The organism is Bacillus proteolyticus (genome assembly GCF_001884065.1).
Classification (GTDB): domain Bacteria; phylum Bacillota; class Bacilli; order Bacillales; family Bacillaceae_G; genus Bacillus_A; species Bacillus_A proteolyticus.
This window is the reverse complement of the sequence record NZ_MACH01000055.1, coordinates 176,465-201,240: the sequence shown is the minus strand read 5'-3', so window position 1 is coordinate 201,240 and position 24,776 is coordinate 176,465. Positions and strand designations below refer to the sequence as shown.

Annotated in this window: 24 protein-coding genes and 2 pseudogenes; 8 read left to right on the top strand and 18 right to left on the bottom strand. The window is 34.4% G+C overall.

From position 1 onward, the window contains the following. Positions 1-2: 2 nt before the first annotated feature. Complete coding sequence (locus BAQ49_RS09115) at positions 3-1,250, bottom strand: DUF445 domain-containing protein (protein WP_071745056.1); 1,248 nt, start codon at positions 1,248-1,250, stop codon at positions 3-5. A 151-nt stretch (positions 1,251-1,401) separates the two neighbouring features. Then, the gene (locus tag BAQ49_RS09110) at positions 1,402-2,739 is read right to left on the bottom strand and encodes a D-serine ammonia-lyase (RefSeq protein WP_071745055.1); all 1,338 of its coding nucleotides are present in this window, start codon (positions 2,737-2,739) and stop codon (positions 1,402-1,404) included. A gap of 148 nt (positions 2,740-2,887) precedes the next feature. On the opposite strand from BAQ49_RS09110, the gene BAQ49_RS09105 reads away from it, so the two are divergent. After that, positions 2,888-3,433, top strand: a complete 546-nt coding sequence (locus BAQ49_RS09105) for a helix-turn-helix domain-containing protein (protein WP_071745054.1) — start codon at positions 2,888-2,890, stop codon at positions 3,431-3,433. Between the two features lie 53 nt (positions 3,434-3,486). Here BAQ49_RS09105 and BAQ49_RS09100 read toward each other — a convergent pair whose 3' ends face one another. The 6 genes from BAQ49_RS09100 to BAQ49_RS09075 form a co-directional block, all read right to left on the bottom strand. Continuing rightward, positions 3,487-4,167: a prolipoprotein diacylglyceryl transferase family protein gene (locus BAQ49_RS09100; protein WP_071745139.1), complete on the bottom strand. Its 681-nt coding sequence runs from the start codon at positions 4,165-4,167 to the stop codon at positions 3,487-3,489. A 17-nt stretch (positions 4,168-4,184) separates the two neighbouring features. Next, positions 4,185-4,739: a TlpA family protein disulfide reductase gene (locus BAQ49_RS09095; RefSeq protein ID WP_071745053.1), complete on the bottom strand. Its 555-nt coding sequence runs from the start codon at positions 4,737-4,739 to the stop codon at positions 4,185-4,187. An 18-nt stretch (positions 4,740-4,757) separates the two neighbouring features. After that, positions 4,758-5,471, bottom strand: a complete 714-nt coding sequence (gene ccdA, locus BAQ49_RS09090; RefSeq protein WP_071745052.1) for a cytochrome c-type biogenesis protein CcdA — start codon at positions 5,469-5,471, stop codon at positions 4,758-4,760. 54 nt (positions 5,472-5,525) lie between these two features. Next, positions 5,526-6,338, bottom strand: coding sequence for a M56 family metallopeptidase (locus BAQ49_RS09085; RefSeq protein WP_071745051.1), 813 nt, complete (start codon positions 6,336-6,338; stop codon positions 5,526-5,528). A 1-nt stretch (position 6,339) separates the two neighbouring features. Then, on the bottom strand, positions 6,340-6,756 hold the full coding sequence (locus tag BAQ49_RS09080; RefSeq protein ID WP_071745050.1) for a BlaI/MecI/CopY family transcriptional regulator: 417 nt from the start codon (positions 6,754-6,756) through the stop codon (positions 6,340-6,342). Between the two features lie 114 nt (positions 6,757-6,870). Beyond that, the gene (locus BAQ49_RS09075; RefSeq protein WP_071745049.1) at positions 6,871-7,269 is read right to left on the bottom strand and encodes a DUF3942 family protein; all 399 of its coding nucleotides are present in this window, start codon (positions 7,267-7,269) and stop codon (positions 6,871-6,873) included. 544 nt (positions 7,270-7,813) lie between these two features. Between BAQ49_RS09075 and BAQ49_RS09070 the strand changes: the two genes are divergently transcribed. Next, complete coding sequence (locus BAQ49_RS09070; protein ID WP_071745048.1) at positions 7,814-8,512, top strand: peptidase E; 699 nt, start codon at positions 7,814-7,816, stop codon at positions 8,510-8,512. A gap of 54 nt (positions 8,513-8,566) precedes the next feature. On the opposite strand, the gene BAQ49_RS09065 is transcribed toward BAQ49_RS09070, so the two are convergent. Together BAQ49_RS09065 and BAQ49_RS09060 are read right to left on the bottom strand one after the other, a co-directional pair. Then, positions 8,567-9,976 carry an MATE family efflux transporter gene (locus BAQ49_RS09065; RefSeq protein ID WP_071745047.1) on the bottom strand — a complete coding sequence of 470 codons (1,410 nt, stop codon included), beginning with the start codon at positions 9,974-9,976 and terminating at the stop codon, positions 8,567-8,569. Positions 9,977-10,230: 254 nt separating this feature from the next. Then, on the bottom strand, positions 10,231-10,995 hold the full coding sequence (locus BAQ49_RS09060) for a DUF2087 domain-containing protein (RefSeq protein WP_071745046.1): 765 nt from the start codon (positions 10,993-10,995) through the stop codon (positions 10,231-10,233). A 226-nt stretch (positions 10,996-11,221) separates the two neighbouring features. On the opposite strand from BAQ49_RS09060, the gene BAQ49_RS09055 reads away from it, so the two are divergent. After that, on the top strand, positions 11,222-12,007 hold the full coding sequence (locus BAQ49_RS09055; protein ID WP_071745045.1) for an MBL fold metallo-hydrolase: 786 nt from the start codon (positions 11,222-11,224) through the stop codon (positions 12,005-12,007). Between the two features lie 38 nt (positions 12,008-12,045). Here BAQ49_RS09055 and BAQ49_RS09050 read toward each other — a convergent pair whose 3' ends face one another. After that, the gene (locus tag BAQ49_RS09050; RefSeq protein ID WP_071745044.1) at positions 12,046-12,237 is read right to left on the bottom strand and encodes a hypothetical protein; all 192 of its coding nucleotides are present in this window, start codon (positions 12,235-12,237) and stop codon (positions 12,046-12,048) included. A 146-nt stretch (positions 12,238-12,383) separates the two neighbouring features. On the opposite strand from BAQ49_RS09050, the pseudogene BAQ49_RS34225 reads away from it, so the two are divergent. After that, a pseudogene (locus BAQ49_RS34225) lies at positions 12,384-12,458 on the top strand (PH domain-containing protein); the annotation flags it as partial. A 96-nt stretch (positions 12,459-12,554) separates the two neighbouring features. On the opposite strand, the gene fumC reads toward BAQ49_RS34225, so the two are convergent. The 3 genes from fumC to BAQ49_RS09030 form a co-directional block, all read right to left on the bottom strand. Then, the gene (gene fumC / locus BAQ49_RS09040; RefSeq protein WP_071745043.1) at positions 12,555-13,943 is read right to left on the bottom strand and encodes a class II fumarate hydratase; all 1,389 of its coding nucleotides are present in this window, start codon (positions 13,941-13,943) and stop codon (positions 12,555-12,557) included. 125 nt (positions 13,944-14,068) lie between these two features. Next, on the bottom strand, positions 14,069-15,472 hold the full coding sequence (gene nhaC, locus BAQ49_RS09035; protein WP_071745042.1) for a Na+/H+ antiporter NhaC: 1,404 nt from the start codon (positions 15,470-15,472) through the stop codon (positions 14,069-14,071). Between the two features lie 334 nt (positions 15,473-15,806). After that, positions 15,807-16,466, bottom strand: a complete 660-nt coding sequence (locus tag BAQ49_RS09030) for a class I SAM-dependent methyltransferase (protein WP_071745041.1) — start codon at positions 16,464-16,466, stop codon at positions 15,807-15,809. Positions 16,467-16,720: 254 nt separating this feature from the next. On the opposite strand from BAQ49_RS09030, the gene BAQ49_RS09025 reads away from it, so the two are divergent. Together BAQ49_RS09025 and BAQ49_RS09020 are read left to right on the top strand one after the other, a co-directional pair. Continuing rightward, complete coding sequence (locus tag BAQ49_RS09025) at positions 16,721-17,686, top strand: DMT family transporter (protein ID WP_071745040.1); 966 nt, start codon at positions 16,721-16,723, stop codon at positions 17,684-17,686. Between the two features lie 16 nt (positions 17,687-17,702). Then, entirely contained in the window at positions 17,703-18,380 is a 678-nt protein-coding gene (locus BAQ49_RS09020; RefSeq protein WP_071745039.1) for a GntR family transcriptional regulator, read from the top strand. 49 nt (positions 18,381-18,429) lie between these two features. On the opposite strand, the gene fbpA is transcribed toward BAQ49_RS09020, so the two are convergent. Next, positions 18,430-18,600, bottom strand: a complete 171-nt coding sequence (gene fbpA / locus BAQ49_RS09015) for a Fur-regulated basic protein FbpA (protein WP_000098300.1) — start codon at positions 18,598-18,600, stop codon at positions 18,430-18,432. A 193-nt stretch (positions 18,601-18,793) separates the two neighbouring features. After that, positions 18,794-19,693 (bottom strand): annotated as a pseudogene (locus BAQ49_RS09010) (cation diffusion facilitator family transporter). 212 nt (positions 19,694-19,905) lie between these two features. On the opposite strand from BAQ49_RS09010, the gene BAQ49_RS09005 reads away from it, so the two are divergent. Beyond that, positions 19,906-20,979, top strand: a complete 1,074-nt coding sequence (locus BAQ49_RS09005; RefSeq protein WP_071745038.1) for a WD40/YVTN/BNR-like repeat-containing protein — start codon at positions 19,906-19,908, stop codon at positions 20,977-20,979. A 40-nt stretch (positions 20,980-21,019) separates the two neighbouring features. Here BAQ49_RS09005 and BAQ49_RS09000 read toward each other — a convergent pair whose 3' ends face one another. Together BAQ49_RS09000 and BAQ49_RS08995 are read right to left on the bottom strand one after the other, a co-directional pair. Further along, positions 21,020-22,120, bottom strand: coding sequence for a DUF4179 domain-containing protein (locus BAQ49_RS09000; protein WP_071745037.1), 1,101 nt, complete (start codon positions 22,118-22,120; stop codon positions 21,020-21,022). After that, entirely contained in the window at positions 22,117-22,683 is a 567-nt protein-coding gene (locus BAQ49_RS08995) for a sigma-70 family RNA polymerase sigma factor (protein ID WP_071745036.1), read from the bottom strand. The genes BAQ49_RS09000 and BAQ49_RS08995 overlap by 4 nt, the downstream gene beginning before the upstream one ends. A 269-nt stretch (positions 22,684-22,952) precedes the next feature. On the opposite strand from BAQ49_RS08995, the gene asnB reads away from it, so the two are divergent. Further along, positions 22,953-24,776, top strand: a complete 1,824-nt coding sequence (gene asnB / locus BAQ49_RS08990; protein WP_071745035.1) for an asparagine synthase (glutamine-hydrolyzing) — start codon at positions 22,953-22,955, stop codon at positions 24,774-24,776.

Sequence of the window (24,776 nt, the reverse complement as noted above, 5' to 3'; positions counted from 1 at the left end):
TCTCATATAATCGCTTTAATTCCTTCTAACACTAATCCAATCATAAATCCGCAAACCGCCCCGTTCACTCGTATCCACTGCAAATCTTTACCGACATTATTTTCAATCATTTCGATTAATGTTTTATCATCTAACTTATCAAGGTTTTCTTGCACAAGCTTTCCAATTTTAGAATGATTTTTTTCAACAATAGTAACAACTTGTTTTTGTAACCAATCTTCTATTTTTTGAACAGTCAGTTCGTCTTCTTTTATTTTATTCATTTGTGTTTGTAAGAATGGAACAACATATTTATCGGCAAATTCTTCATTCTTCACAAAGGTAACCGCCCTACTCTGTACTTGCTCTAGCATCTCTTTTATTTTGTCAGTAGCATCCCAATTTGCAATCCATTTTTCTTTCCACTTCTCTAATTCCTGTAATAAAGATTCATTTTCTTTTACATTTATAATTTCTTGACGAATCTTCGCTAATATAAGTTGTCTTGTGCTATTATCAGCATCTTGCAAGCTGTTAATATTGCTAATAATAAACTTCTGCAAAATGCCGCCAATTTTATCTTCATCTACAATATTCATAAATGATTTCAAAGTAAACTGTAAGAATCCATCTACTTTTATATTTTCCATCGCCTTCATTCCTAAGCTTCCGAGCTGATAACGTGCTTCATCTTGAGCTGTCCAATCTTTCACTTTTACTAATATGTAATCAAGTGTTTTTTCATCATACTCTTGCACAACTAATTGATCCACGAGAACTTGTAATATGTTACTTGTGTTAATTGTATGCAAATATGTTTTCAATTCTTTTTCAATAATAACTGCTAATTTTTCCGTATCTATTTGAAGAATCGCTTTCTCAGCAATTGTTACAATCCCTTTTTTCACAGCATCAGACTGTAACTCTTTCTCAGCAATTTGCAGTACCATTTGTGCTAGCTGCATTTCTTTTACTTTACTTGTAATACTTTCTTTCGTCAGCCAGTCATTTTCTAACGTAGAAACGAGTCCCTTTGTTACCCGCTTCCGATTTTTAGGTAATAATGCTGTATGTGGAATTGGAATTCCCAACGGATGACGGAATAAAGCTGTAACCGCAAACCAATCCGCAAGTCCACCAACTAAACCAGCTTCAAATCCCCCTTGAATAATCTCTCCAGCTACCGTTCCTTGAAAAGGGATTGAAGCCGCAAAACCTACGCCCATAACCCCAAGCGAAATACCCGCTATATATTTAGTCTGTAATGACATCGTATACACATCCTCTTATTATGTAAAATAAAGCTGTTTGTTATATTTATTCAATATTAGTTATCCTTTATATATACTATAAAGAACTATTGTGAAAATAACAAAGAATTTTATGTACATGAAAAAAATGAGGCTGCAAATAGCCTCATTTTCATTTTAACGTTAATTCCACACCTGTTTTATAATACCCATTCATCACGTCTTCTGGAACCATACTCCCACCAGTTCCCCACACGATATGAGTACCTTTCTTCACCTTCTCAGTTAACTGTTGCTTTTGTAAATACCCATTTTCAGCTTTACATACATTAAGCGGACCAATCATACCCGCTAACGCAGAAGGCTCTAAATAAATATTTTCCGTATCAGCCAGTTCTTTTAATAATCTATATAACTCTTCATCACTCACTGTGTAATTTCCACTCAAAAATGGTTCCATCGTTTTACCGACAAATCCAGATGGCCTTCCTACTGCAAGTCCGTCCGCGTCTGTTACATTATCAATCCCGATATCTTGAACAGCAATTTTATCATGAAGTCCTGTCATTAACCCGAGTAACATACACGGGGAATGCGTCGGCTCTGCAAAGAAACAGTGAACGTTGTCTTTATATAATAACTTTAAGCCAAATGCCACTCCGCCAGGTCCGCCTCCGACACCACATGGTAAATAAACGAATAAAGGATGTTCTTCATCTACTACAATCTCTAACTCTTTTAATTGATTTTGTAAACGGGATGCTGCTACTGCGTACCCTAAAAATAAATCATGTGAATTTTCATCATCTACAAAATAACAGGTAGGATCAGCATCTGCTTGCCTTCTTCCTTCCTCTACTGCTTTACTATAATCAGCCTCATATTCAATAACATTTACACCTTTACTTCTTAATAAATCTTTTTTCCATTGTTTTGCGTCTGCTGACATATGAACAGTCACGTTAAAACCTAGTTTCGCACTCATAATCCCAATGCTCAGTCCTAAATTCCCTGTCGAACCTACCGCAATTGAATATTTCGCAAAAAACTCTCTACATGTATCACTATCTAAAATTGAATAATCATCTTCCTCTGTTAACATTCCATGCTGAAGTGCTAATTGCTCGGCATGTTTCAGCACTTCGTATATTCCGCCTCTAGCTTTTATTGAACCTGATATCGGAAGATGACTATCACATTTTAATAGTAATTCTCCCCATATAGATTGCCCGTAATTTTTCTCTAAAGATTGTTTCATAGTAGGTATTTTCACTAAAGGAGATTCTATAATGCCACTCGTTTTTTTCGTTTCCGGAAAAACTTTCGCAATATATGGTGCAAAACGCTTTAACCTCTCTTCGGCATCTTTTACATTTCCTTCATTCAATGGAGAATCTTTTATTGCCGTTTCATACCTTTCTGTATTCGGATTTATCCAAAATACTTCTTCCGTTGCAATAAGGTTATTTACTAATGGGAATCGTTCTTTTAATACCTCTATCTCCTTCATTCCTCTTCCTCCTCATATCCTTGTAGCTCGCCATACAATAAATTATAATTAAATTAATTTAAATATAGTTTAACATAAAATTCAGTTTCGGTTAATTTCAATTTAATTTATTTAAATATAATTTAATAATTATTAAGGAGAATGCGTTATGGAAAATATAGATATTGGAAAAAAGATTGAAAAACAAAGAAAAGAAAAAGGGTTAACTAGTAAAGAACTAGCAAAGATGGCTGAAATCACACCATCTATGCTCAGTCAAATTGAACGTGGTTCTGCTAACCCTTCTATTCAAACATTAAAGGTGCTCGCTAAAGCTCTTGATGTTCCAACATTTAGTTTTTTACTTGAAGAGACAAATACAGACGATTTAATCGTACGCTCTCATAAACGAAAAAAAATGATTATCGATAATTTATCATATGAATTGTTATCGCCTGATTTCACAGGAAATTTAGCAACAGCAATTATGACTGTTCCTCCAAATACTTCTTCATCAGAAAATCCTTTAGAACATAAAGGAGAAGAATTAGCATTTGTATTAGACGGAAAAATCACATTGCACTTAAATGAAGAAGAATACACATTAGAAACTGGTGATAGCGTAAAAATACCAGCTTATTTAAAACATAAATGGGTAAATCAATTCAAGAAAAATGCGATTGTTTTATTTTCTGTTACTCCGCCGATTTTTTAATATAAAATAAAAAGATAGCCACGCATGGACATACTCCATATGTAGCTATCTTTTTATTTTTTCGGCACGAACAAAATCCCTAAACTAATAACAAAGAAGCTCATTATTTGCTGTATTGATAAACCAAGTAGAACCGAATTTTGCTCACTAATAAGCGAAATAATAATATGAGCAACGCCCTCAATAATTAGAAAAACACTTATATTCTTTCCATTTCCGAGTCTTTCATTTTTCACCCATAACAAGCCCATTATACAAAGAGCAAGGATGATCTCATATACGAAAATAGGGTGATATAAAAATTTTGATTCATATATTTTCACACCCCAAGGCAGTGTCGTTTGTACACCTATTTTGTGGTTGAATAGAAAATAAAAAATAATACTCATACATAGTCCAATAGGCAATGCATCAAGTAAAATACAAAGCGAAAATTGTCCCTTTTTACTTTTCCAAACAATGTATACACTCGCAATTACACATCCTGCTATAATATGCTGCATACTTCCTACAGCTAATAATGCTTGCAGTGGCGCTCCAATGGCCCATACCGGATTTAAAATTGCCGGTGCGAATTTCCATGCTAATACAATGATGAGAAAACCATTCGTTACCGCATCCATCATTTTTTCATATTGAATATTTTGCTTTTTCATCCTTAGTTTCATCATAGTAAATCCAAATAGACTTCCTATTATAAGAGAAACTGGTTGTAACCTCACCATCCACTCCATCACTATGAAATCCCCTCTTAATTCTCAATTATTTTTTTAAACTTCTCTTCTAATTGATCTGGAGGTAATACACCTCGTGCATGATCTACAATAATTCCATCTTTATTAACAAAAAATGTCGTTGGTAAAGAAAATACTTTATAATCTATTCCAGCTACTCCGTCCATATCTAATAGAACAGGAAATTTAAATCCGTGACGATCTGCAAATGCACTCGCTTCTTGTACTGGATCCCCGATTGTTGCATTTACCGCAAAAATTTCAACATCCTTTTTATATTTATCATACAAACGAACTAAATCAGGAGCCTCCATTTCACATGGCCCACACCATGATGCCCAAAAATTAATAACATATGGTTTTCCCTTTGCATCATTTAACGAATGCAGCTTCCCGTCTAATCCTTTTAATGTTATGTTTGGCGCTTTAAATCCTACTTGTGGTAATACTTCTGTTTCTTGTAACTCCGCTTGTTTTGCTTTTCTTTCTTTTTCTTCTTTCTTTGTATTATAAAAGTTAACCCCTGCCCAAATTAATGCCCCGGCCAGTATAATAGCAATTAGTTTCTTCACTTTTCTTCCTCCTCATTTCTAAAATCCTGTAAATCCACCAAATATACGAATAAAAAATGCTGTAATTTTCGTCATTTGATTTGTATATAATAAAACTCCTGTTACAAGCATAATTCCACCGCCAATTTTCATCATGACATTGGCATATGTAACAATCCATTTTACCTTTCCAATAAAAAATGCCATCACGAAAAACGGAACCGCAAATCCAAGGGTGTACGCTGTAATATACAGAAGCGCACTTTCAGGATTGGTCGCACCAAGCATAAGCACTGCAGAAAATATTGGTCCAACACACGGTGTCCATCCTGCTGCATATGTCATGCCGACCAAAACTGAGCGAATATAGCCTGTCGATTTTCTTCTATATTGTACTTTTTTCTCTGCCATAAGCCACTTAGGCTGAATCAATCCAGTCATAAATAGCCCCATCAAAATAATAAATATCCCACCAATTTGCTGAATCAACCTTTGATTAGATGAAAAAGTGATCCCAATCCAGCTTACCGATAAACCTAACGCATAAAAAATAACCGAGAAACCGATCATAAAAAATACTGTATGTATAATCGCTGACTTTTGCATAATTCCACGATTTTCTTTTAAATCTTGAATAGAAACACCTGTAATATATGATAAATAAGATGGATATAGCGGTAAAGAACATGGTGATATAAATGAAAGTATCCCCGCCCCTACTACTAGCCAAATTGTTAAATCCGTCGCATTCATTTTATCCCTCCTAAAAACACTACAACGTGTAGTGTTGATTATTAAAAAAAGAGGCTATATGCACTCTCCGACAATAAGTACAATCGACATACAAAATAGCCCTAACGTTACATATACTGAATTTGTATGTAATGGCATATTCAGCTTAACAACTTTCTCATTCAATACTTGCTCAATTCGTAAATTAATTGCGGTTTTCGCAAACGACGCTGTAATACATTGATTTTCCATCGTCTTTATTTTAATTAACTTTAATAATGCACTACCTAGCTCAAATGAAGATTTCATTTTTTGCATCGCATATTTATCAGCTGATAGCTCTTGATATACATGATAACGCTGCAGCATCCCTTTTAATATAGGAATATACATCATTCCCTCAGCTAACAAGGTAAAGAAAAATAACTTTAATGGATCTCGATTTTTTTGATGATATTCCTCATGTAATACAATCGCATCAATTTCTTCCTCAGAAAATGCCTGAAACATTCCTTCTGAAATGACAATTTTCGGTCGAAATAATCCAATTGTAAATGCCGTAATCTGTAACGTTGATAATACGTACACTTGCTTTCCTTTTCTAGTAATGGACACGAGATTTCTTTTCAATCTTTTACTATAAAAAAATTGCTTCCAAATTCTTTTACTCATAATGATTACAGTAAATAACAGTAATCCGACTATCATTATACGAAGTATCGATAGTTCCCTCATATGTTTTTGTAATTCAAATAAACAAAATTGCGAAAGGAAAAATGCTTTATTTTGAAAAAGAAATGGGTATGTAACATAGTATACTAACATGCTTAAAAAAAGCACACTAATAGTCACTGCTAACAAAATGATTTTACGCATTTGCCACTTCATTTTATCGGTCCTCTTTTTTTAGCTGACTTAATTTCTCTTCTAATTTTTTTATTAAAGATGGATCAGCTTGTTCTAACTCATCTATCATATGGTTCACAACAAGAGCCCCAAATTCACCCATTAATTCCTGTGTCATTTTCTTCGTTTGATTAGATAAAAATTCTTCCTTCGTTTGTGTAGTACGATACATACCACTTCTTTTCACAATATGCTTTTCTAAATGTGCTTTCTCTACTAATCTGTTCATAACTGTCATTACAGTATTAAAATTCACCGGGGATTCTTCACTTAATTTCTGTTGCACATCTTTAATGGTAATACCCTCCGTAGCCCAAACAATCTCCATTATTTTCGCTTCAAGCGGTCCGAAAAAGTGATTTAACCCTTGCTCATTTAACTTGTAGTTTTGAGTAAACATCGTATGGCCCCTTTCACACTACAGATTGTAGTATAAAATATATAGAAGGTCAAACATAAATGATATTAACTGAATCCTAATCTCCACTAATTAGTTAGCTGTACCGCGTTCGATTCATTGTAAACCTAACTTCTCACCAAATGTATCATAGAGATAATATTCTAATATTTGCACACTAAATTTCTCATTACGCCCGAGTGCAAATAATTCCCGATCTTTAGCTACGATAGTATCTAATGGAATCGCCACATTATCCACTATTTTTGTAATTTCAATTATATTACTTTCTACGTTTACTTCTGTTTTAAATTCAATATTTTCTAATACTATATGTGAACGTCTTCCTGATGCAAAAAAAGTAAAGTTAGGATTTTTAAAAATTCCAATTTCACTCTCTAACGGATATAAATATTTATAAATTATATCTCTGTGTCCATCTTTTATTATTTTTTCATCTTTTTCATCATCTAAATATTCTTTCACCTTCGCTGCGAACTCAAATCGAAAATCCACTCTTTCACGCTCCCTCTTTTCAGTCTACGCCAATAAATATATTAATATAATTTTACCATATTATAAAATAACTTCCAATAAAAAGTAAAAACCGCTTTTGTAAAACCTCTGGTATTCCCCGCACTTTTTAAATATAAACACTCTTTCAATATTAATTAGTACGCCGTTATATTCATTTAAACATATTGTTTCCATACTTTGAAACAATATTATCCAGTATTATATATCAATAAAGTGAAACTTTAATCAGTGGGGGTTTTGTTCATCCCCCACTGATTATTAGCCTTCACCAATCGGGCGTTTACGGGCAGCAGGGCTTCCACTTAACTGCTTTGATCCAGTCGAATTTTGAGTTGGGAATCTTACTGCCCGCAAATAGCGGGATAAACTGCTTCTAATTCCTTTCTATCCACAGCTATCGACTCCTTATGCTATTCTAATATATTGTTCACTTTATTTCCCCTTATTCATTAAATCACAGAAGGAATGTAACTCCCCACTATCGAATTTTTACATAACAAATATTATTAGGTGGTGCTTTACTATGAAATTAGCTGTCATTGGTGGCGGTGATTTACAAGATCCAAATCACTTGCATATTAATGAACGACTTATAGAATTAACGAATAAACAATACCCAAAAGTATTATTCATTCCTACAGCTAGTCGTGATGATGAAGGATATATAAAGTTATTTTTAGAAACATTTGAAAAGCAATTACATTGTGAGGTTCAAATTTTACGCATTTCAACCGAAACACCTACTAAATATGAAATAGATGAGATGATTCATTCTGCCGATTTAATTTATCTTGGCGGTGGAAATTACGTTCACATGCTTGAACAATGGAAAGAACATAAACTAGATGAAAAGTTACTATTTGCTTTAAAACGTGGAACACTTATTGCAGGGTATAGTGCCGGTGCGATGTGCTGGTTCACATCTAGCATTCGTTCAGATTATGAAGGTTCTGGTTATATAGAAAGTAGTGGCTGGAGCATTGTTAATAAAAGATTTTGCCCTCATTACAATCAATTAAATAGAATGAATGCTTTCCATACGTTTTTACAAACTCACCAAGGTAATATAGAAGGCATTGCATTAGAAGATAATTGTGCTTTATATATTACAGAAGGTTCATTTGAAATTATCGGTGAGCCAGATACAGCTTGGGAGTTTTATATGAATAATGGAAAACTCATTAGACAACATTTTGACATAACTTTAAAAAGTTATTTATAAGCATTCATCAAAAAAATGTCCCTAAGTATAATGACTTAGGGACATTTTCATTTTTTAACTCACTAATCGTGTAATTCGTTTCTTCTGCCATGAAAGCTTATAATACGCATACTGTAATATTAAACTGACGATGAATGCCGCTGGGTATCCAATCCAAATTCCTTCTATACCAAGACTCGTATGGTAAGAAAGATAATACGCTACAGGTACTTCAACAAGCCAGATGGATACAACCCCAATCACAGTTGGCCAAAGTACTGTACCACTTGCTCGCATTGTCGCACTAATAATTTGTGCATGACCGAAAATTAAGTAACTCCATAAAGTAATCATAACTAAGCTATGAGCAATTTCAATTGTAGTTTGACTTGTCAAAAATAACGCTAAAATATCTCTTGAGAACAAGTAAATAAGTGATATTAATACACCACCAATGATATAATTCATGATAATTCCGGCCTTAACAACTTTCTGTAATCGATCAAATTGGTTCGCACCAATTGATTGAGCTGCAAAAATCGATACTGTAATGCCTAGGCTAACGGCTGGCATTTGTACATAACTTGCAACTTGGTTCACAACACCATACGCCGCTGTTGCATCTGATCCATAGCGATTCACAAACGCGATTACCGCAATTTCAGATAATGAAACTAATATCATATTAATACTCGCTGGAATACCAAGTCGTAACAATAGCTTTAATAACTCCAAATCCATTCGAAGATATTTTCTTACCGTTGTATCTAGTTGTAGTGGGTGATTTTTCTTCTTTAAATACACTAGCATGACAATAAACGTAATAACTGTAGATATAACTGAAGCATATGCTGCTCCGTAAACATCTAATTTCGGAAGTCCTAACCAACCAAAAATAAGAATCGGTAATAATAACATATTTAGTGCTGTACTAACGATCAAAAAGTAAAATGGCGTTTTGGAATCTCCCGTCCCTCGCATAAAAGTTGTATACGCAAAATATAAAAATAAAATTGGCATAGATATAAATAAAATACGTGCATAATGTACACTTATATTAATAATATTTTCTGGAGTTCCCATGATGCGCATAATATCCAGTGCAAACACACTTCCTACTACCGCCAACACAACTCCGATAATAAAAGTAAACGTAAGCGTCGTACCAACGATAGCTTTTAAACGTTCTTCATTTTTAGCACCAAATGCCTGACCAATTAAAATAGAACTACCAGAACCAATTCCAATTACAAATGAAACGAGTAGAAAAAATAATGGGAAGAATGCCGATATAGCCGCTAAATCATTTACACCAAGCCATCTCCCTACGACTACCATACCAAATAATTGTCCAACTGATTGTAATACATTACTTAATAGTAACGGAACTAAAAACATAGACATCGATTTCCATATTGGTTTATTTCCCTTTTCTGACTGCTGTGACTCTACACCTTCTTCATTGTTATCTGTAGGTGGTTTCAAATTTCATTTCTCCTTTTATTAAAAGTTTGCACGGTTACACCCGTGTGCTCCGTACTGTTGCATTTTTTCAATTCTACTTTCGATATTGAAATGCCCATTCCCTTTCTTTTTGAGACCTCTCATGCTTCAAGCTCATCATACTTTCAACATACGTTTTTTTGTCTTTATAATGTGCTACATATTTCAATCTCTATCTCTTTGTATAGTTGTTTTTATGATGTGCTTCTATTCACTTTCTTTGCTTTGCTTCATTCTTATAATTTCACCCAATATTGGCTTCCATCGGCTGTTCTATCTAAAAAACCATACTCGATTAAATATCTTCTTAAAGTTACAAAATCCGGATATACACTTTCTAAAACTGCGTTTACTTCTTTTTCAGTATACTTTTCATTACTATCAAACTTCTTCACTAAGTGACGTAATATAATTAATTTACGCTTTTGCTTTTTCGGAAATTTAGAAAGCGGCCCATCCAATCCTTCTGTAAAATGCGTTGTTAAAACTTCATTATTTTCTTCTTCTGTAATATTGTATCGATCATCCACCATCGTAGCTGTTCTATGAATCGGTACAAATTTCGATTGAACTTTTGATTTTTCTTCTGACAATTCCATTAACGCTAAAAATACTTTCGCTTGCTTCATCTTCTCTCGCAATGTAAATCGATGATTACGAATTGTTGATGTGCTCCCGCCATCCATCTCTTTTACAATCTCTTTATCATTAAGTCCCATATAGAAAAACTGAACCATCTTCTTTTGCAAATCGGTTAAACCTGTAAACTTTTTATCAAGATTTAATAAATACTCAAACATAGACGAATGTTCATTTTGAATATGCAATTGTACAAACTTCTCTGCTTCATACAAAACCTGATTATCTTGATAAATAACCCCCTTTATAAACGTTTCTCCGCAAGCTAAACAAATATATTCTTCTGCTACCTCGTCAAACACATACCCTTTCTTCAAATCCTCTACCGACGCATCCCAAAACTTCTCTGAAATATCACTCATACTAAACATTCCTCCAAAAAGTTTATTAAAACCATAAACAAATTAAGATATCGTTTATTATCACTCCATCATCTTAACATAACAAAAGCAAACAATTCAATATTTCGTTTGCCTATTTTACAAACTTTTATAAAAACATCTATTTATACATTATAAAAAGGACTTATCACAACAAACAGCGAATGTGTTTTAATAAACCACTTATTATTAGGATGTGAAATAAAATATGGTTACTATGAAAGATCCTTGGTTTACCATAAAACAAATCGCGAAAAATACATATGCAATTAGTGAATATGGCCATTGGGAGAAAGTACATTCCTTCTTACTTACGGGCAATACAAATGCACTGCTTATCGATACTGGACTAGGTATTGATAATATAAAACGTATTACTGACAAACTAACAAACTTACCAATTATAGTAGTCACGACACACGTTCATTGGGATCATATTGGTAGTCACGGACAATATGATGAAATCTATGTACATGCTTTAGAAGAAGATTGGCTCATTAACGGTATAAAAGGACTTCCTATTTCTCAAATCCGGAAAGACATCGCTCGTGATATCACTTTACCTCCCCCTAAAACATTTCAACCTGAAACATTCAAACCATTTCAAGGAACACCAACAAAATTACTAGAAGATGGATATCTTATTGATATCGGAAATCGGAAAGTTCAAATTATACATACTCCTGGTCACTCACCGGGACATATTTGTATATACGATTACGAGACTGCGTTTTTATTTACAGGAGATTTACTTTATGAAGGCACAATTTTTGCATTTTATCCATCAACAAACCCTGTAGATTTAGTTCAGTCTCTAAACAAAATTACAAATTTCTCTCCTATTAAACAAATTTATGGTTCACATCACACCCTTGGCCTTTCGCCTATTATATTGAAAGAAGTGAAATATGCTGTTCAATATTTAAGTGATAAAAACCTAATTCAACATGGAACCGGCATTCATACATTCCAAAACTTCAGCATTCAATTTTAACTACAAAAAAGGTGTTTCCACATATAGAAACACCCTTTTTACCCTTTATATATTTTATAAACAACTTCCACTAAAACTTTACTCGCTTGTACAAATACATGTTTTCGCTTTCCATCCTCAACGAATCTATTTGAGCAGCCACTCATAATCATCATACAACTAATTATAACTAGCACTACACTTCTATTCTTGTTAGTCACTTTATGCCACTCCACTACTAAAAACTTCATTTAAATTTATCCTATCAAAAAATTTTACACGAATAATAAACCGAAAGAATATGCAATTCTGCATATTTCCACGTTTTATTACGATGTTGTGATTTAATTTATTTAAAGAACACGTATACCGAGGTGACTAGCTTGAAATTTAAAGCGAAAAAAAATCCATTTCCCTCTTAAAAGAGAACTGCCCACATATGAAAGTAATGAATACGTCTGCTAACAAATAATATCTTTTGGAGCTTGCAGTAGTACAAGTGGAGGAAACATAAAAATGAATATCAAAAAAAGCCAAGATTCTATACTAAGAACCTTGGCTTCTTCTATTACTCTTTCGGAGCAATCATTTTTTTCGGATCTACAATTTCATCAAATTGCTCTTCTGTTAGTAATCCAGATTGCAGCGCTGCCTCTTTTAAAGTTAACCCATCTTTATGAGCATGCTTCGCAATTTTCGCTGCGTTTTCATATCCAATATGCGGGTTTAATGCTGTTACAAGCATTAATGAACGATTCACATTTTCATTAATTACTTCTTCATCTGCTTCAATACCTACTGCACAATTATCATTAAATGAAACAATCGCATCCGCTAATAAGTGAGCTGATTGTAAGAAGTTATAGGCAATAACAGGTTTAAATACGTTTAACTCAAAGTTACCTTGACTCGCAGCGAATCCGATTGTTGCGTCATTCCCCATAACTTGCGCTACAACCATCGTTAACGCTTCACTTTGCGTTGGATTTACTTTACCTGGCATAATAGAGCTTCCTGGCTCATTTGCCGGAATAATAATTTCTCCTAGACCACTACGTGGACCACTTGCAAGCCAGCGTACATCGTTAGCAATCTTCATTAAATCAGCAGCTAATGCTTTTAATGCTCCGTGTGCAAATACAACTTCATCATGACTCGTTAACGCATGGAACTTATTTGGTGCAGAAATAAATTTCTTACCTGTAAATTGACTAATTTCCTCTGCTACCATATCACCAAATTTAGGATGAGCATTAATACCTGTTCCAACCGCAGTACCACCAATTGCTAATTCTTTCATATATGTATTGCTATCCGCAATCATACGCTCTGTTTTTTCAAGCATACGGTGCCATCCGCTAATTTCTTGTCCTAACGTTAATGGTGTTGCATCTTGTAAATGCGTACGACCGATTTTAATAATATGTTCAAATGCAGTCACTTTTTCTGCTAATGTTTCTTTTAATTTCGTAATAGCTGGTAATACATGATTTTCTACCGCAATTACACACGCTACATGAAGCGCTGTTGGGAACGTATCATTTGAACTTTGAGACATGTTCACATCATCATTCGGATGAATATGTACGTCAGATCCCTTTTCTTTCAAAATTTGATTACCGCGGTTTGCAATTACTTCATTTACATTCATATTCGATTGTGTACCACTACCTGTTTGCCATACGACAAGTGGAAAATGTTCATTCCATTTCTCTGCAATTACTTCATCAGCAGCTTCCACAATGGCTCCTGCTTTTTCTTCTGATAACTTTCCTAATTTTTGATTGCTAAGTGCTGCACTTTTCTTTAAAATTGCAAATGCTTTTACAATTTCAAGCGGCATTTGCTCTGTTCCAATTGGAAAGTTTTCTTTACTACGCTGCGTTTGCGCTGCCCATAATTTATCAGCTGGAACTTTTATTTCTCCTAATGTATCTCTTTCAATTCTGTACTCCATTTTTTCATCCCCTTGAAAATAAAATACCTACATTTCTCATTTTAACAGACTCCCACCCAAATGATAAGAATTCTCACTCTTATATATAAAAAAAATACCTTCTGCCACCGCAGAAGGTATTTTTTTTATGATGCTTGCTTTCCTTTTTCAACGTCATCTACATACCAAATGAATTTGCCTGTATATCCGTAAATAACTGCCAAAATTAATGAAACGAAGCTTAACCACATAAATGGAACGTATGAGAACGTTGCCACACCTAAAATACCAGCCATAAAAATACCATTATCCGACCACGGAACCATACCAGAAGTTAACGTTCCACCTACTTCTGAGTTACGCGCTAATACACGGCGGTCTATTTTTAATTTATCATAACTATCTTCCATAATTTTCGGTGTTAAAATAAGCGATACGTACATCGCACAACCAAATATATTAGCTAAGAATGCCACGATTAATGTAGACAATGTTACATTACCTGCAGAATTTAATTTCTTCTCAAATTTTGATACGATTACTTTTAAAACACCTAGCTTTTCAAGTAGTCCACCAAAACCTAATCCGAAAATAATCACGGCTACTGAACCAAGCATACCGTTAATTCCACCACGATTTAATAACTTATCTACAAACTCAACACCCGATTGAATTGAAAATCCGTTATATGCTGTTCCAATCGCCTCTCCAAAGTTCATTCCTTGGAAAAGAGTTGCCCAAATTGCACCAATTAAAGCTCCCATAGCAATTGTTGGCATAGAAGGTTTCTTCAGCGCCAATAGCACAATAACAATGACTGCTGGAACAAGCATCCATATTTTAATATCAAAGTGCTTTAATAAAGATTCTTTTAAAAACTCTACTCTATTCAAGTCTACATTGTCCCCGCCGTACATCCATCCAGCAACAGTAAACATAATGCTGGTAATAATATAAGCCGGAACGTCTAACACGAGCATAGCCCGAACGTGAGCAATAACATCTACTTTCGCCATAGAGGCTGCAAGAACTGTGCTATCAGAAAGTGGTGATAACTTATCCCCGAAATAAGCTCCTGAAAGGACTGCACCCGCAACAAGCGGAAGTGGTAATCCAAGCCCTTCACCAATCGCCATCATAGCAATACCAGCTGTTCCAACTGTTCCCCATGATGTTCCTGTCGCGATAGAAGTTATGGAACAAATAATTAAAGTTGCCAATAAGAATATGCTAGGGTGAATGAATTCTAATCCATAATAAATTAATGTGGGTACAACACCACCAGCTATCCATGTTCCAATTAAAGCTCCAACTGCAACTAAAATAAGAATTGCTTCTAATCCATTAGAAATCCCTTTCGTAATTGCATCTTGCAATTCTTGATAACGAAATCCTAACCTTAATCCAAGCGCAATAACTAAAAACCATGAAATAAATAGCGCTAATTGAATTGGGAGATCAAAAATCGTTTGGAAGGAAAAGACGACAGCAAGAAATAGGAATAAAAGAATGATGATTTCTAGCATCGAGGGTAATCTTACACTTTTCATTTTCTTCTCTCCTTACAAGTCGATAACATGATGTATGTCGTCTTACGTGTATGTAGTATACAATTAGCGAAGACAAAACAAAATTTTCATATTATTTCGATTTATTTTTTCAGTATAATATATTCACAACCCTTTCTATTGTAAAAGTAGATGCTACTTTTCGCAATGAAAAAAATAAAAATATTATATTTTTATTTATAAAGATCAATCCAAGAGTAACTTTTTTAATATTTGCCACGACAAAACTTTTTACTATTATCCTCACCTTTTACGCAGCCCTATTATTTCCCAGATAAAAAAAGCACACATCATTAAAATGATGCATGCTCCACTTCTACTTATACATATTTTGTATTTCTTCTTTATTTTTAAGTATTTCCACAAACTTATCGCTATAACCTTTCGGAAATAATACACCAAGCCCATATGAATGCTCAAACTGAAAATGAGGGTGCTTCGCTTTAACTTCATCCCAAAATTTATACACCCCAAAATCAAGTTCTTTAACTTCAATATCATGAAATAAAACGATACCGTTATCCGCAAGTTTCGGTAACCATGTTTTATAATCATGAGAAACTGCTTCGTACGTATGATAGCCATCAATATGCAACAAATTTATCGTTCCATCTTGAAATTGATCCACAGCCTCGTCAAAAGTAGAGCGAATTAAATTACCTATATTAGGATAACTCGTATTTACTACTTTATTTACTATTTGAAAAACACCTTCCCCATATGGACCTGTATGCTCATCTCCCGTCCAAGTATCTACAGCAAAACATTTTGTACCTAATCCTCCATCTTTTACCCCTTGACAAAAACTGAAAAAGGAAGCCCCTAAATGTGTCCCTAACTCAACTAATACTTCCGGCTTTTCAAACCTTACTAAATCATATGCGAAATTTAAATGCCCAATCCACGCTGTATTCGTCCGAATAAAATGACTATAATTATCGAATTCAAATGTTGGTTTATGGGTGACCCAGCTCATCACATATCTCCTTATACACATATTTTTAACAAATCAAATTACTCTTATCTTTATTTTTTTATCCTCTTGATTATGATTTAATTTTATAATTTTATCTTGCTTTATTTAGCCTACTTCCTTGTATTATAGACCTAACTACACTTCATACGATTTCCATTTAAGGAAATCAGAAATTTCAATTTATAAATCCCCCATTTCGTGATATATTGCATATTGTATCCAATATATATTTTGGAAGGAGGACTATATACCTTATGAATCCAAATCGATTAAAAGGAATTATAATGGTCATAATCGGTGCTTGTTTATGGGGGTTGTCAGGAACAGCCGCGCAACAACTTTTTCAATATGAAAATGTTTCAGCCGAATGGTTAGTTACGATCCGTTTGCTTATATCTGGGGTTATTTTACTCATTATTTCATCATTCGGAACGAGAAAAAAAGAGATCTTTGCCATCTGGAAGCAAAAATCCGACGCTAGTAAAATGATTTTGTTCGGTCTTTTAGGCATGCTTGCTGTACAGTACACGTACTTCGCCTCTATTAAAGAAGGAAACGCTGCTGTTGCAACTTTGTTACAATATTTAGCCCCTATATTTATTACTGTATACTTACTTTTCAAATGGAACGTTCGTCCATCAAAAATTGATTATATTTCAATTACACTCTCATTAGTAGGGACTTTTCTCTTATTAACAAACGGGTCTATGCATAGATTAGCTGTATCTACACCAGCTATCATTTGGGGCATTTTCTCTGGACTATCTCTTGCATTTTATAGTTTGTATTCAAAAGAATTGTTAGAAAAGTGGTCTTCATCTGTTATCGTTGGCTGGGGTATGATTATTGGGGGGATTGGTGTAACGATTTTACACTTTATTTCCACAAACGAATTCATTTTATTATCCACTATGAACTATGTAAATTTAAGTACCCTCCCGCTCATTACATTCGTAGTCATTTTCGGGACACTCATAGCATTTTATTTATACTTAGATAGCATAAGATACCTTACGCCGAAAGAAACAACGTTATTTGGTTGTACAGAGCCGCTCGCAGCTATTATTTCTTCCGTACTTATTTTGCACGTACCGTTTCAATCTTTTCAGTTATTAGGTGCTTTTTGTGTCATTGTAATGGTGCTTATATTAAGCCAAAAGCCGGATGAAGGAAAACCGAAGCTAAAACTTATGAGTAGAAAAAAACAAAATATACAATGAAAGGATTGAATTATTTATGCCTGTCCCTCAAAATTATAAAAAACCTGGAAGAGTTTCCGCAAAGTCACTCGTTTTAACCCAACTACAAGATTGGATTATAGAAGGTGTATTACAACCAGATGAAAAAATTAATGATGGGGAATTGGCAGAAGCATTAGGAGTAAGTAGAACACCAGTTAGAGAAGCTTTACAAATTTTAGAGCTTTCTGGGCTAGTAGAAATGATTCCCGGTCAAAAAACGAAAATTGCTCCTATTAAATTAGAAGACGTATCTATCATTTATGAGACGCTGGCCGTTCTTCACTCAATTATAGGAAAACAAGCACTTCAAAAAGTTACAGATGCTGATATTAAACTACTTTCCGAGATAAATGATACTTTTCAACAATCTATGCATGAAAAAGATTCAAAAAAAGCTTTAAAACTAGATATACAATTTCACAATACAATTACTTCTATTGCAAAAAACCGATATATTGAACCTTTTCTAGAAAATATGCAGCTTCACGTTTTACGACTTGAATATTTGTTTTTCCAAAACTTTGTGCCTGCAAGTCAATCTATTAAAGAACATCACTCTATCATTCAAGCACTTCAAAAGCAGGACGAAAAACGAATGGAACAAATGATGGCTCAAAACTGGCTCCGTCCCATGAAAGAAATACAAAAAATGATTTCTATGAAAGAAGAATAAAGCTGGTTACACAAAAGTGTAACCAGCTCCTTCTTTAATAATCTATATGCTATGCCTGAATATTTGCGTAATCTTCAATATCTTCGTACTCTTTTTCCAATTCCTCTAAAGATAGCTCGTATAATTGTCGGTCGCGAATCTTAAACACCCCTGCTCCAATTAACTCATCAATTAAATGCCTCTTACGATTTTCAACAGCAAAACGGAGTTGACTACTCATCTTTTAAAAAACTCCTTTCTACGATCATTGAAAATGATAATCTTTATCAATTACCACTTTTGATTATAAAAGATGATTCTTAATAAGTAAAGTAATCTTATGAAATATTTACCTTACAAAGTATTTGTGGCCACATTATATATATGTATGCCCTGCGAAAAATGTTATGACACTTTTTCTTATCCTTTTTCTTTCATACTTTGCAAGTTGTTTCACTATGCTTGAATTCACCGTCTATTTCTACTTGAATGGTGACATGTTCTACATGAAACCTCTCCTTTAATACATCCGTTGCCTCTTCTAATACACTTTGCGTCTCATTACCTTTTATAATAAGGTGACAAGTTAATACTTGAAAATCAGATGTGACAGACCATAGGTGCAAATCATGAACTTCTTTTACAATCGGAATATTTAACAATGTACTTTTTACTTCTTCAACATTTATGTGTTGCGGTACACCTTCCATTAATATATGGACCGTATCACGTGTTACACGCCACCCACTAATAATGACTAAAATAGACACAAGAATACTAGCCATCGCATCTGCAGCAGTCCATCCGAAAAATTTAATAAGTAACGCAGCAATAATCGCTCCAACTGAACCTAATAAATCGCCTAGTACGTGTAAGAAAGCACTTCTTAAATTCAAATTACCTTTCACATCTCCGCCTCTCATTAATATCCAAGCTGATACAATATTAATAAGCAGACCAAGCACAGCAATAACGAGCATTCCATTACTGGCGATTTCAACTGGTTCCTTAAAACGACGAATTGCTTCAATAAAAATATATACTGAAATGACAATAAGAACGACACCATTACATAATGCCGCTAACATTTCGACTCGCTTATACCCATATGTTTTCGCGGCCGTTGCCGTTTTTTCTCCAAGCTTGAACGCAAGTAAACTTAAAGCTAAGGATACTGCATCACTTAACATATGCCCTGCGTCAGACAATAGTGCTAAGCTATTTGTTACAAACCCGCCAATAACCTCAGCAATCATAAAGCTTGTTGTTAATAGGAAGGCAATTAATAACGCCTTTTTATTTTTTGAATGACCGTGATCATGTCAATGTCCCATACTTATACTCCTTTAAGTGCAATATCTGTATGTTAGTATGAAACAAACTCCCCATCTTTATCCCGAATTGACTGCTCGTAAACGCCCGCTTCCTCTGTATACACTCTTCGCTACTTTTCAAACAAGTCCTTTTTCTCAACAAAAAATAAGACTACTTCTTTTTCAACTTCATATTGTTTAATAATGAAAGAATTTTTAAGGAGGTTACTAAAATGAAACGTTTATTTCTCTGCATGGAGCGTGAACTTGTTGTAATAAAAGAACAATATGGTAACTATGAAACCACATATCATTTACAAAATATGCAACCTACCTGTATTGTGGTTGATCCATTCCAAACAAATCGTGTTTATTGCGGCACCTTTGGACGAGGTTTATGGCTAAGTGACGATGGCGGAGATTCATGGAGACCGATTGGAGATTCTTATCGTTACTTTGATTTCCCTAAAGAAGATGGTATTTTACATTCTTCGATTACTTCCATTACGATAAGCCCTAATGAACAAGTTAACGGATATGGTGTCGTTTATGTAGGTACAGAACCTAGTACTTTATTCCGTTCAGAAAATGGTGGTGAAACGTGGACTGAACTTAAAAATATGAAATCATTATTATCTTCCTATACGTGGGCTTTTCCGCCTAGACCTTTTACCCATCACGTACGCTGGATTACAGTTGATCCAACTAACCCAAATACAATCCATGTTTCAATCGAAGCTGGTGCCGTTATTCAAAGTAATGATAAAGGGCATACATGGATTGATAAAAAATTCGGTGCTCCTATCGATGCTCATCAATTACTTATGCACCCTGAAGCCCCAAATCGCCTTTATGCATCATGTGGTGATGGATTTATGGGCGGACCTGATCGTGCATATCTTGAAAGTTATAACAGTGGAAACAGCTGGATCTCATGTAGTGACGGACTTGAGCATCATTATTTATACAGCATGGCTATCGATCCAGCTGATTGTAATACAATTCTCGTTTCTGCCGCACCGAGTGCTGATCTCGCTCATCACCGTATTCCTTATGAATCTTATATTTATCGAAAAACGAAAGATACTCCTTTCGAGCAAGTACAGCAAGGTCTACCATCTGCAATCGGTACAGTCATTTCGATGTTTGCTACAAATCAAGCAGAACCACATACGTTTTACACTTTAAATAACAACGGCGTGTTTCAATCCAATGATAGCGGCGAATCGTGGGAACAACTAAACATTCCGTGGAAAGATGAATATAAAACGCAGCATCCGCATGCATTGCTCGTTACTAGTCCTTAACGAAAAAAAGACTGCCTAACGATTTTAGGCAGTCTCTCTTTTATTTCTTTAAATCAATTACGATATCATCTAGAACAATATCTTTACTCTTCGCTTCTTTTTTCGGCACTTCTATTTTCTTCTCTTTTCCATTCACATACTCCACTCCACCATGATTTTCAGGTGTATGAACTCGCAAGTGTACACGAGGTGTAACGATAAGCTTTGTTGCATTTTCGTTTAACTTTTGGAATGTAGCACTCCATCGAATATTGTAAGGATCGTTGCCACTTCCCCCATTTCCTTCACCCGAATAATCATTCCCTAAATCATCCTTAACCGTCAATTCAACATCTACACTATCCCATTCTTTCCTCGCACCCTTAGAAACTTCTTGATTGTAATAAAGAATAAATGAAACCGGCGACATTGCGATCTTTTCCATATTTGCTTTTATACCTTCTTTTTCCGAACTTCCACCAATTGTTCTCTCTTTACTATCCATTGATTTTACAGTTAACGCGAAATTCCAATTACCTTGTATTGATTTTTTCCTATCTGGTATCTCTATTCCCTCTATATTCCATCTAAAGTTTATTTTGTCCTTTTTATTACTATCATGGTGCGTCGTTGTTACCATACCTACATACTTTTTTTCAGTAACTTTAGTCATTTTCCCACTTCCTGAACTACCATGAGCGTCCATTATATCCAATCCGCCTAATATGATAGGATCATCCCCTAAGTCTTGCTCACTTTCCAGTGAATACGTTATAGATAATGTTCTGCCATCAGAAATTACATCATTAATTGTAACCTTAACCCCATTACTCTCCCTCGTCATATTCAACTCAGTCGAAAACTCTTTATAATTTTCATATAACCCTGTTCTACCATTATCTAAAAATCGGAATATGTCACCTACAATTGGCAATCCCCCGGCATATGTAGGAAATCCGATACCAAGCGTTGCAACTGATAATCCTACTAAAATAGATGCAGCAGCGACACCTTTTTTCCAACTTTTCATCTTTTTCTTCGTACGTATTGATTGTTTTACATTACGCTTCACTTTTTCTTTTTCAATTTCAGAAGCCTCAATTTCCTCAAGTTCTTTTTCATCTATATCAATATCATTTAATAGTTCATAAATGTCTTTCATATTGCACTACCTCCAAAACTAATATTCGTAGCATTTTGTTGTAGTTTCTTTTTTCCACGGTACACACGGTTATCAATCGCCGCCCTGGTTAATCCTAATTTGTCACCTATTTCCTCTGTCTTCATACCGAGAAGATATTTCATGATGAATACTTTTTGATCTAACGGTTCTAATTGATTAATAAGCTTCAATAATTCTTCCCTATCTTCCATAACGATTAATTCGTCTTCTGCCGATTTTTCCGTACTTATATGAAACTCATCTGAAATGATTTCTACTTTTTTATTCGCTTTTCGGTAATAATCAATTGCCTTAAATTTTGCAATCGCTGCAATCCATTTTTTAAAATCACTCGGCTCTCCATGAAACTTATTTGCGTTATTCCAAATGGAAAGAAATATATCATTTACACATTCCTCTATCAATCCATCATTTTGAACTGGAAGAAGAACTTTGTGCGTTATCCCCTTTATGAGCGGTAAGTATGTATCGACAACAAATTCTAGCGCATCTTCTTTTTGCCGCTGTAATCTTTTTATAAAATTTTTCTCATTTGATTTCATGTAGCGATTCCCCTTATTTTTTTGTAAAAGCTTTTACACCCTATATAACGTTTTGGAAATTTTTTTCTCTCATCTTTTTTTATTTTTTGTATGTAATGGGAGACTTTTCCTTAGCCATTGTCTCATATAAATATAAGCTTGAAGAAAATTTTCTCAAGTCTGGAATTCAATTAGTGTAGTACACTGTTTATGCAGACATTCTTTAACCTGATGTACATTTCATTTAATTAATCTATTTTTATAATTTTAAATTAGGAGATGAGATATGTATGTGTGGAATTACAGGTTGGGTAGATTGGAAAAAGGATCTTTCAAATCAACATGTTATTTTAGAAAAGATGGCAAATAGTATTCAGCATCGTGGTCCTGATGCTGAAGGATTTTGGTTTTCTCCTCGTGCGGCCTTTGCACACCGACGTTTAATTGTTATTGACCCAGAAGGCGGGACGCAGCCGAAGACATTTCGTGCTGATGATTATACGTATGCTCTTACTTATAATGGAGAAATTTATAATTTCCGTGAACTGAGAGAACAACTTCGAAAATGTGGTCATGCATTTGAAACGCATTCAGATACAGAAGTGTTACTACATGCTTATTTAGAATGGAAAGAAGATTGCGTACAACATTTAAACGGAATTTTCGCTTTCGCCTTATGGGATGATCAAAAGCAACAATTATTTTTAGCACGTGATCATTTAGGCGTAAAGCCACTCTTTTATACTGAAAGAAATGACAGCATTATTTTCGGATCTGAAATAAAAGCACTACTAGCTCATCCATCTGTTCCTGCTGAAATTGATGCGGATGGCATAAATGAAATATTTGGATTAGGCTTATTTCGAACTCCTGGATGTGGTGTCTTTAAACGTATTCAGGAAGTGCGTGCTGGACATTCTATAACATTTACACGTGATAAAAAAATAGTTAAGAAGTATTGGAATTTAGAAAGTAATGTCCATACAGACTCTACCAGAGACACATCTTCACATATTTTATCTATTTTACAAGATACAGTGAAAAGACAATTAATTGCCGATGTTCCCCTCGTTTGTATGTTATCAGGCGGATTAGACTCTAGCGGTATTACTGCACTAGCGGGTAAAGAATTTGCAGCGAAAAATAAAACACTTCATACGTATTCCGTTGACTTTGTAAATAGCGCAAAAGATTTCGAACTTACATTTGCTCGCACTGGTCTAGATGCTCCTTGGGTAAAACGTGTTTCTGATTATGTGGGGACATCGCATCATGACATAATTGTGAATGCTGAAGAATTAGCAAATCACTTATTCGTTCCCCTTCACGCGAAAGATTTACCGAGTGCTGGCGAAATGGAAACTTCACTTTATTTACTATTTTGCGAAATGAAAAAAGATGCAACCGTAGCTTTATCTGGAGAATCTGCTGATGAAGTATTCGGGGGATATCCTTGGTTTCATCAAGAAGAACTATTATATGTAGATAAGTTTCCATGGTTAACAAACTGGAAAAACACATCTTCTCTATTATTAAGCGAAGTAACAAATCAATGTAATCCTGAGCATTATATTAATAAACGATTCCATGAGGCTGCTCTTGAAGTACCTACTCTTGAAGGGGAAAGTAAAAAATCCGCGAAACAACGTCAAATGTTTTATTTATTTTTAACACGATTCCTTCCGTTCTTACTCGACCGTAAAGACCGTATGAGTATGGCTGTAGGATTTGAAGTTCGTGTACCGTTTTGCGATTATAGATTAGTTGAATATTTATGGAACGTTCCTTTCAACATAAAAAGTATTGATAATATTGAAAAAGGAATTTTACGTAGGGCACTGAAACCAGCTTTACCTGATGACGTCCGAAATAGAAGAAAAAGTGCTTATCCAACTTCACAAGATCCACACTACTTACAAACAATCCGTAATTTAACACTTGATATGTGCAGTAATAAAAACAATCCTGTTTTCTCACTCATTAACCATTCCATATTACTTGCAATTGCTGATCAAAGTAATAAAGTGATTAACAATTTTGAAGCAAGAAGTGCTATGGAGTATATGCTACAAGTAAATGAATGGTTAAAAACGTATCATATTCATATTGCTTAA

Excerpts from the sequence above, each read along its gene's own strand:
- BAQ49_RS09115 (WP_071745056.1), bottom strand. The coding sequence starts at position 1,250 with ATGTCATTACAGACTAAATATATAGCGGGTATTTCGCTTGGGGTTATG.
- BAQ49_RS09110 (WP_071745055.1), bottom strand. The coding sequence starts at position 2,739 with ATGAAGGAGATAGAGGTATTAAAAGAACGATTCCCATTAGTAAATAAC.
- BAQ49_RS09105 (WP_071745054.1), top strand. The coding sequence starts at position 2,888 with ATGGAAAATATAGATATTGGAAAAAAGATTGAAAAACAAAGAAAAGAA.
- BAQ49_RS09100 (WP_071745139.1), bottom strand. The coding sequence starts at position 4,167 with ATGGAGTGGATGGTGAGGTTACAACCAGTTTCTCTTATAATAGGAAGT.
- ccdA (WP_071745052.1), bottom strand. The coding sequence starts at position 5,471 with ATGAATGCGACGGATTTAACAATTTGGCTAGTAGTAGGGGCGGGGATA.
- BAQ49_RS09085 (WP_071745051.1), bottom strand. The coding sequence starts at position 6,338 with ATGAAGTGGCAAATGCGTAAAATCATTTTGTTAGCAGTGACTATTAGT.
- BAQ49_RS09080 (WP_071745050.1), bottom strand. The coding sequence starts at position 6,756 with ATGTTTACTCAAAACTACAAGTTAAATGAGCAAGGGTTAAATCACTTT.
- BAQ49_RS09070 (WP_071745048.1), top strand. The coding sequence starts at position 7,814 with ATGAAATTAGCTGTCATTGGTGGCGGTGATTTACAAGATCCAAATCAC.
- BAQ49_RS09060 (WP_071745046.1), bottom strand. The coding sequence starts at position 10,995 with ATGAGTGATATTTCAGAGAAGTTTTGGGATGCGTCGGTAGAGGATTTG.
- BAQ49_RS09055 (WP_071745045.1), top strand. The coding sequence starts at position 11,222 with ATGGTTACTATGAAAGATCCTTGGTTTACCATAAAACAAATCGCGAAA.
- BAQ49_RS09050 (WP_071745044.1), bottom strand. The coding sequence starts at position 12,237 with ATGAAGTTTTTAGTAGTGGAGTGGCATAAAGTGACTAACAAGAATAGA.
- fumC (WP_071745043.1), bottom strand. The coding sequence starts at position 13,943 with ATGGAGTACAGAATTGAAAGAGATACATTAGGAGAAATAAAAGTTCCA.
- nhaC (WP_071745042.1), bottom strand. The coding sequence starts at position 15,472 with ATGAAAAGTGTAAGATTACCCTCGATGCTAGAAATCATCATTCTTTTA.
- BAQ49_RS09030 (WP_071745041.1), bottom strand. The coding sequence starts at position 16,466 with ATGAGCTGGGTCACCCATAAACCAACATTTGAATTCGATAATTATAGT.
- BAQ49_RS09025 (WP_071745040.1), top strand. The coding sequence starts at position 16,721 with ATGAATCCAAATCGATTAAAAGGAATTATAATGGTCATAATCGGTGCT.
- BAQ49_RS09020 (WP_071745039.1), top strand. The coding sequence starts at position 17,703 with ATGCCTGTCCCTCAAAATTATAAAAAACCTGGAAGAGTTTCCGCAAAG.
- fbpA (WP_000098300.1), bottom strand. The coding sequence starts at position 18,600 with ATGAGTAGTCAACTCCGTTTTGCTGTTGAAAATCGTAAGAGGCATTTA.
- BAQ49_RS09005 (WP_071745038.1), top strand. The coding sequence starts at position 19,906 with ATGAAACGTTTATTTCTCTGCATGGAGCGTGAACTTGTTGTAATAAAA.
- BAQ49_RS09000 (WP_071745037.1), bottom strand. The coding sequence starts at position 22,120 with ATGAAAGACATTTATGAACTATTAAATGATATTGATATAGATGAAAAA.
- BAQ49_RS08995 (WP_071745036.1), bottom strand. The coding sequence starts at position 22,683 with ATGAAATCAAATGAGAAAAATTTTATAAAAAGATTACAGCGGCAAAAA.
- asnB (WP_071745035.1), top strand. The coding sequence starts at position 22,953 with ATGTGTGGAATTACAGGTTGGGTAGATTGGAAAAAGGATCTTTCAAAT.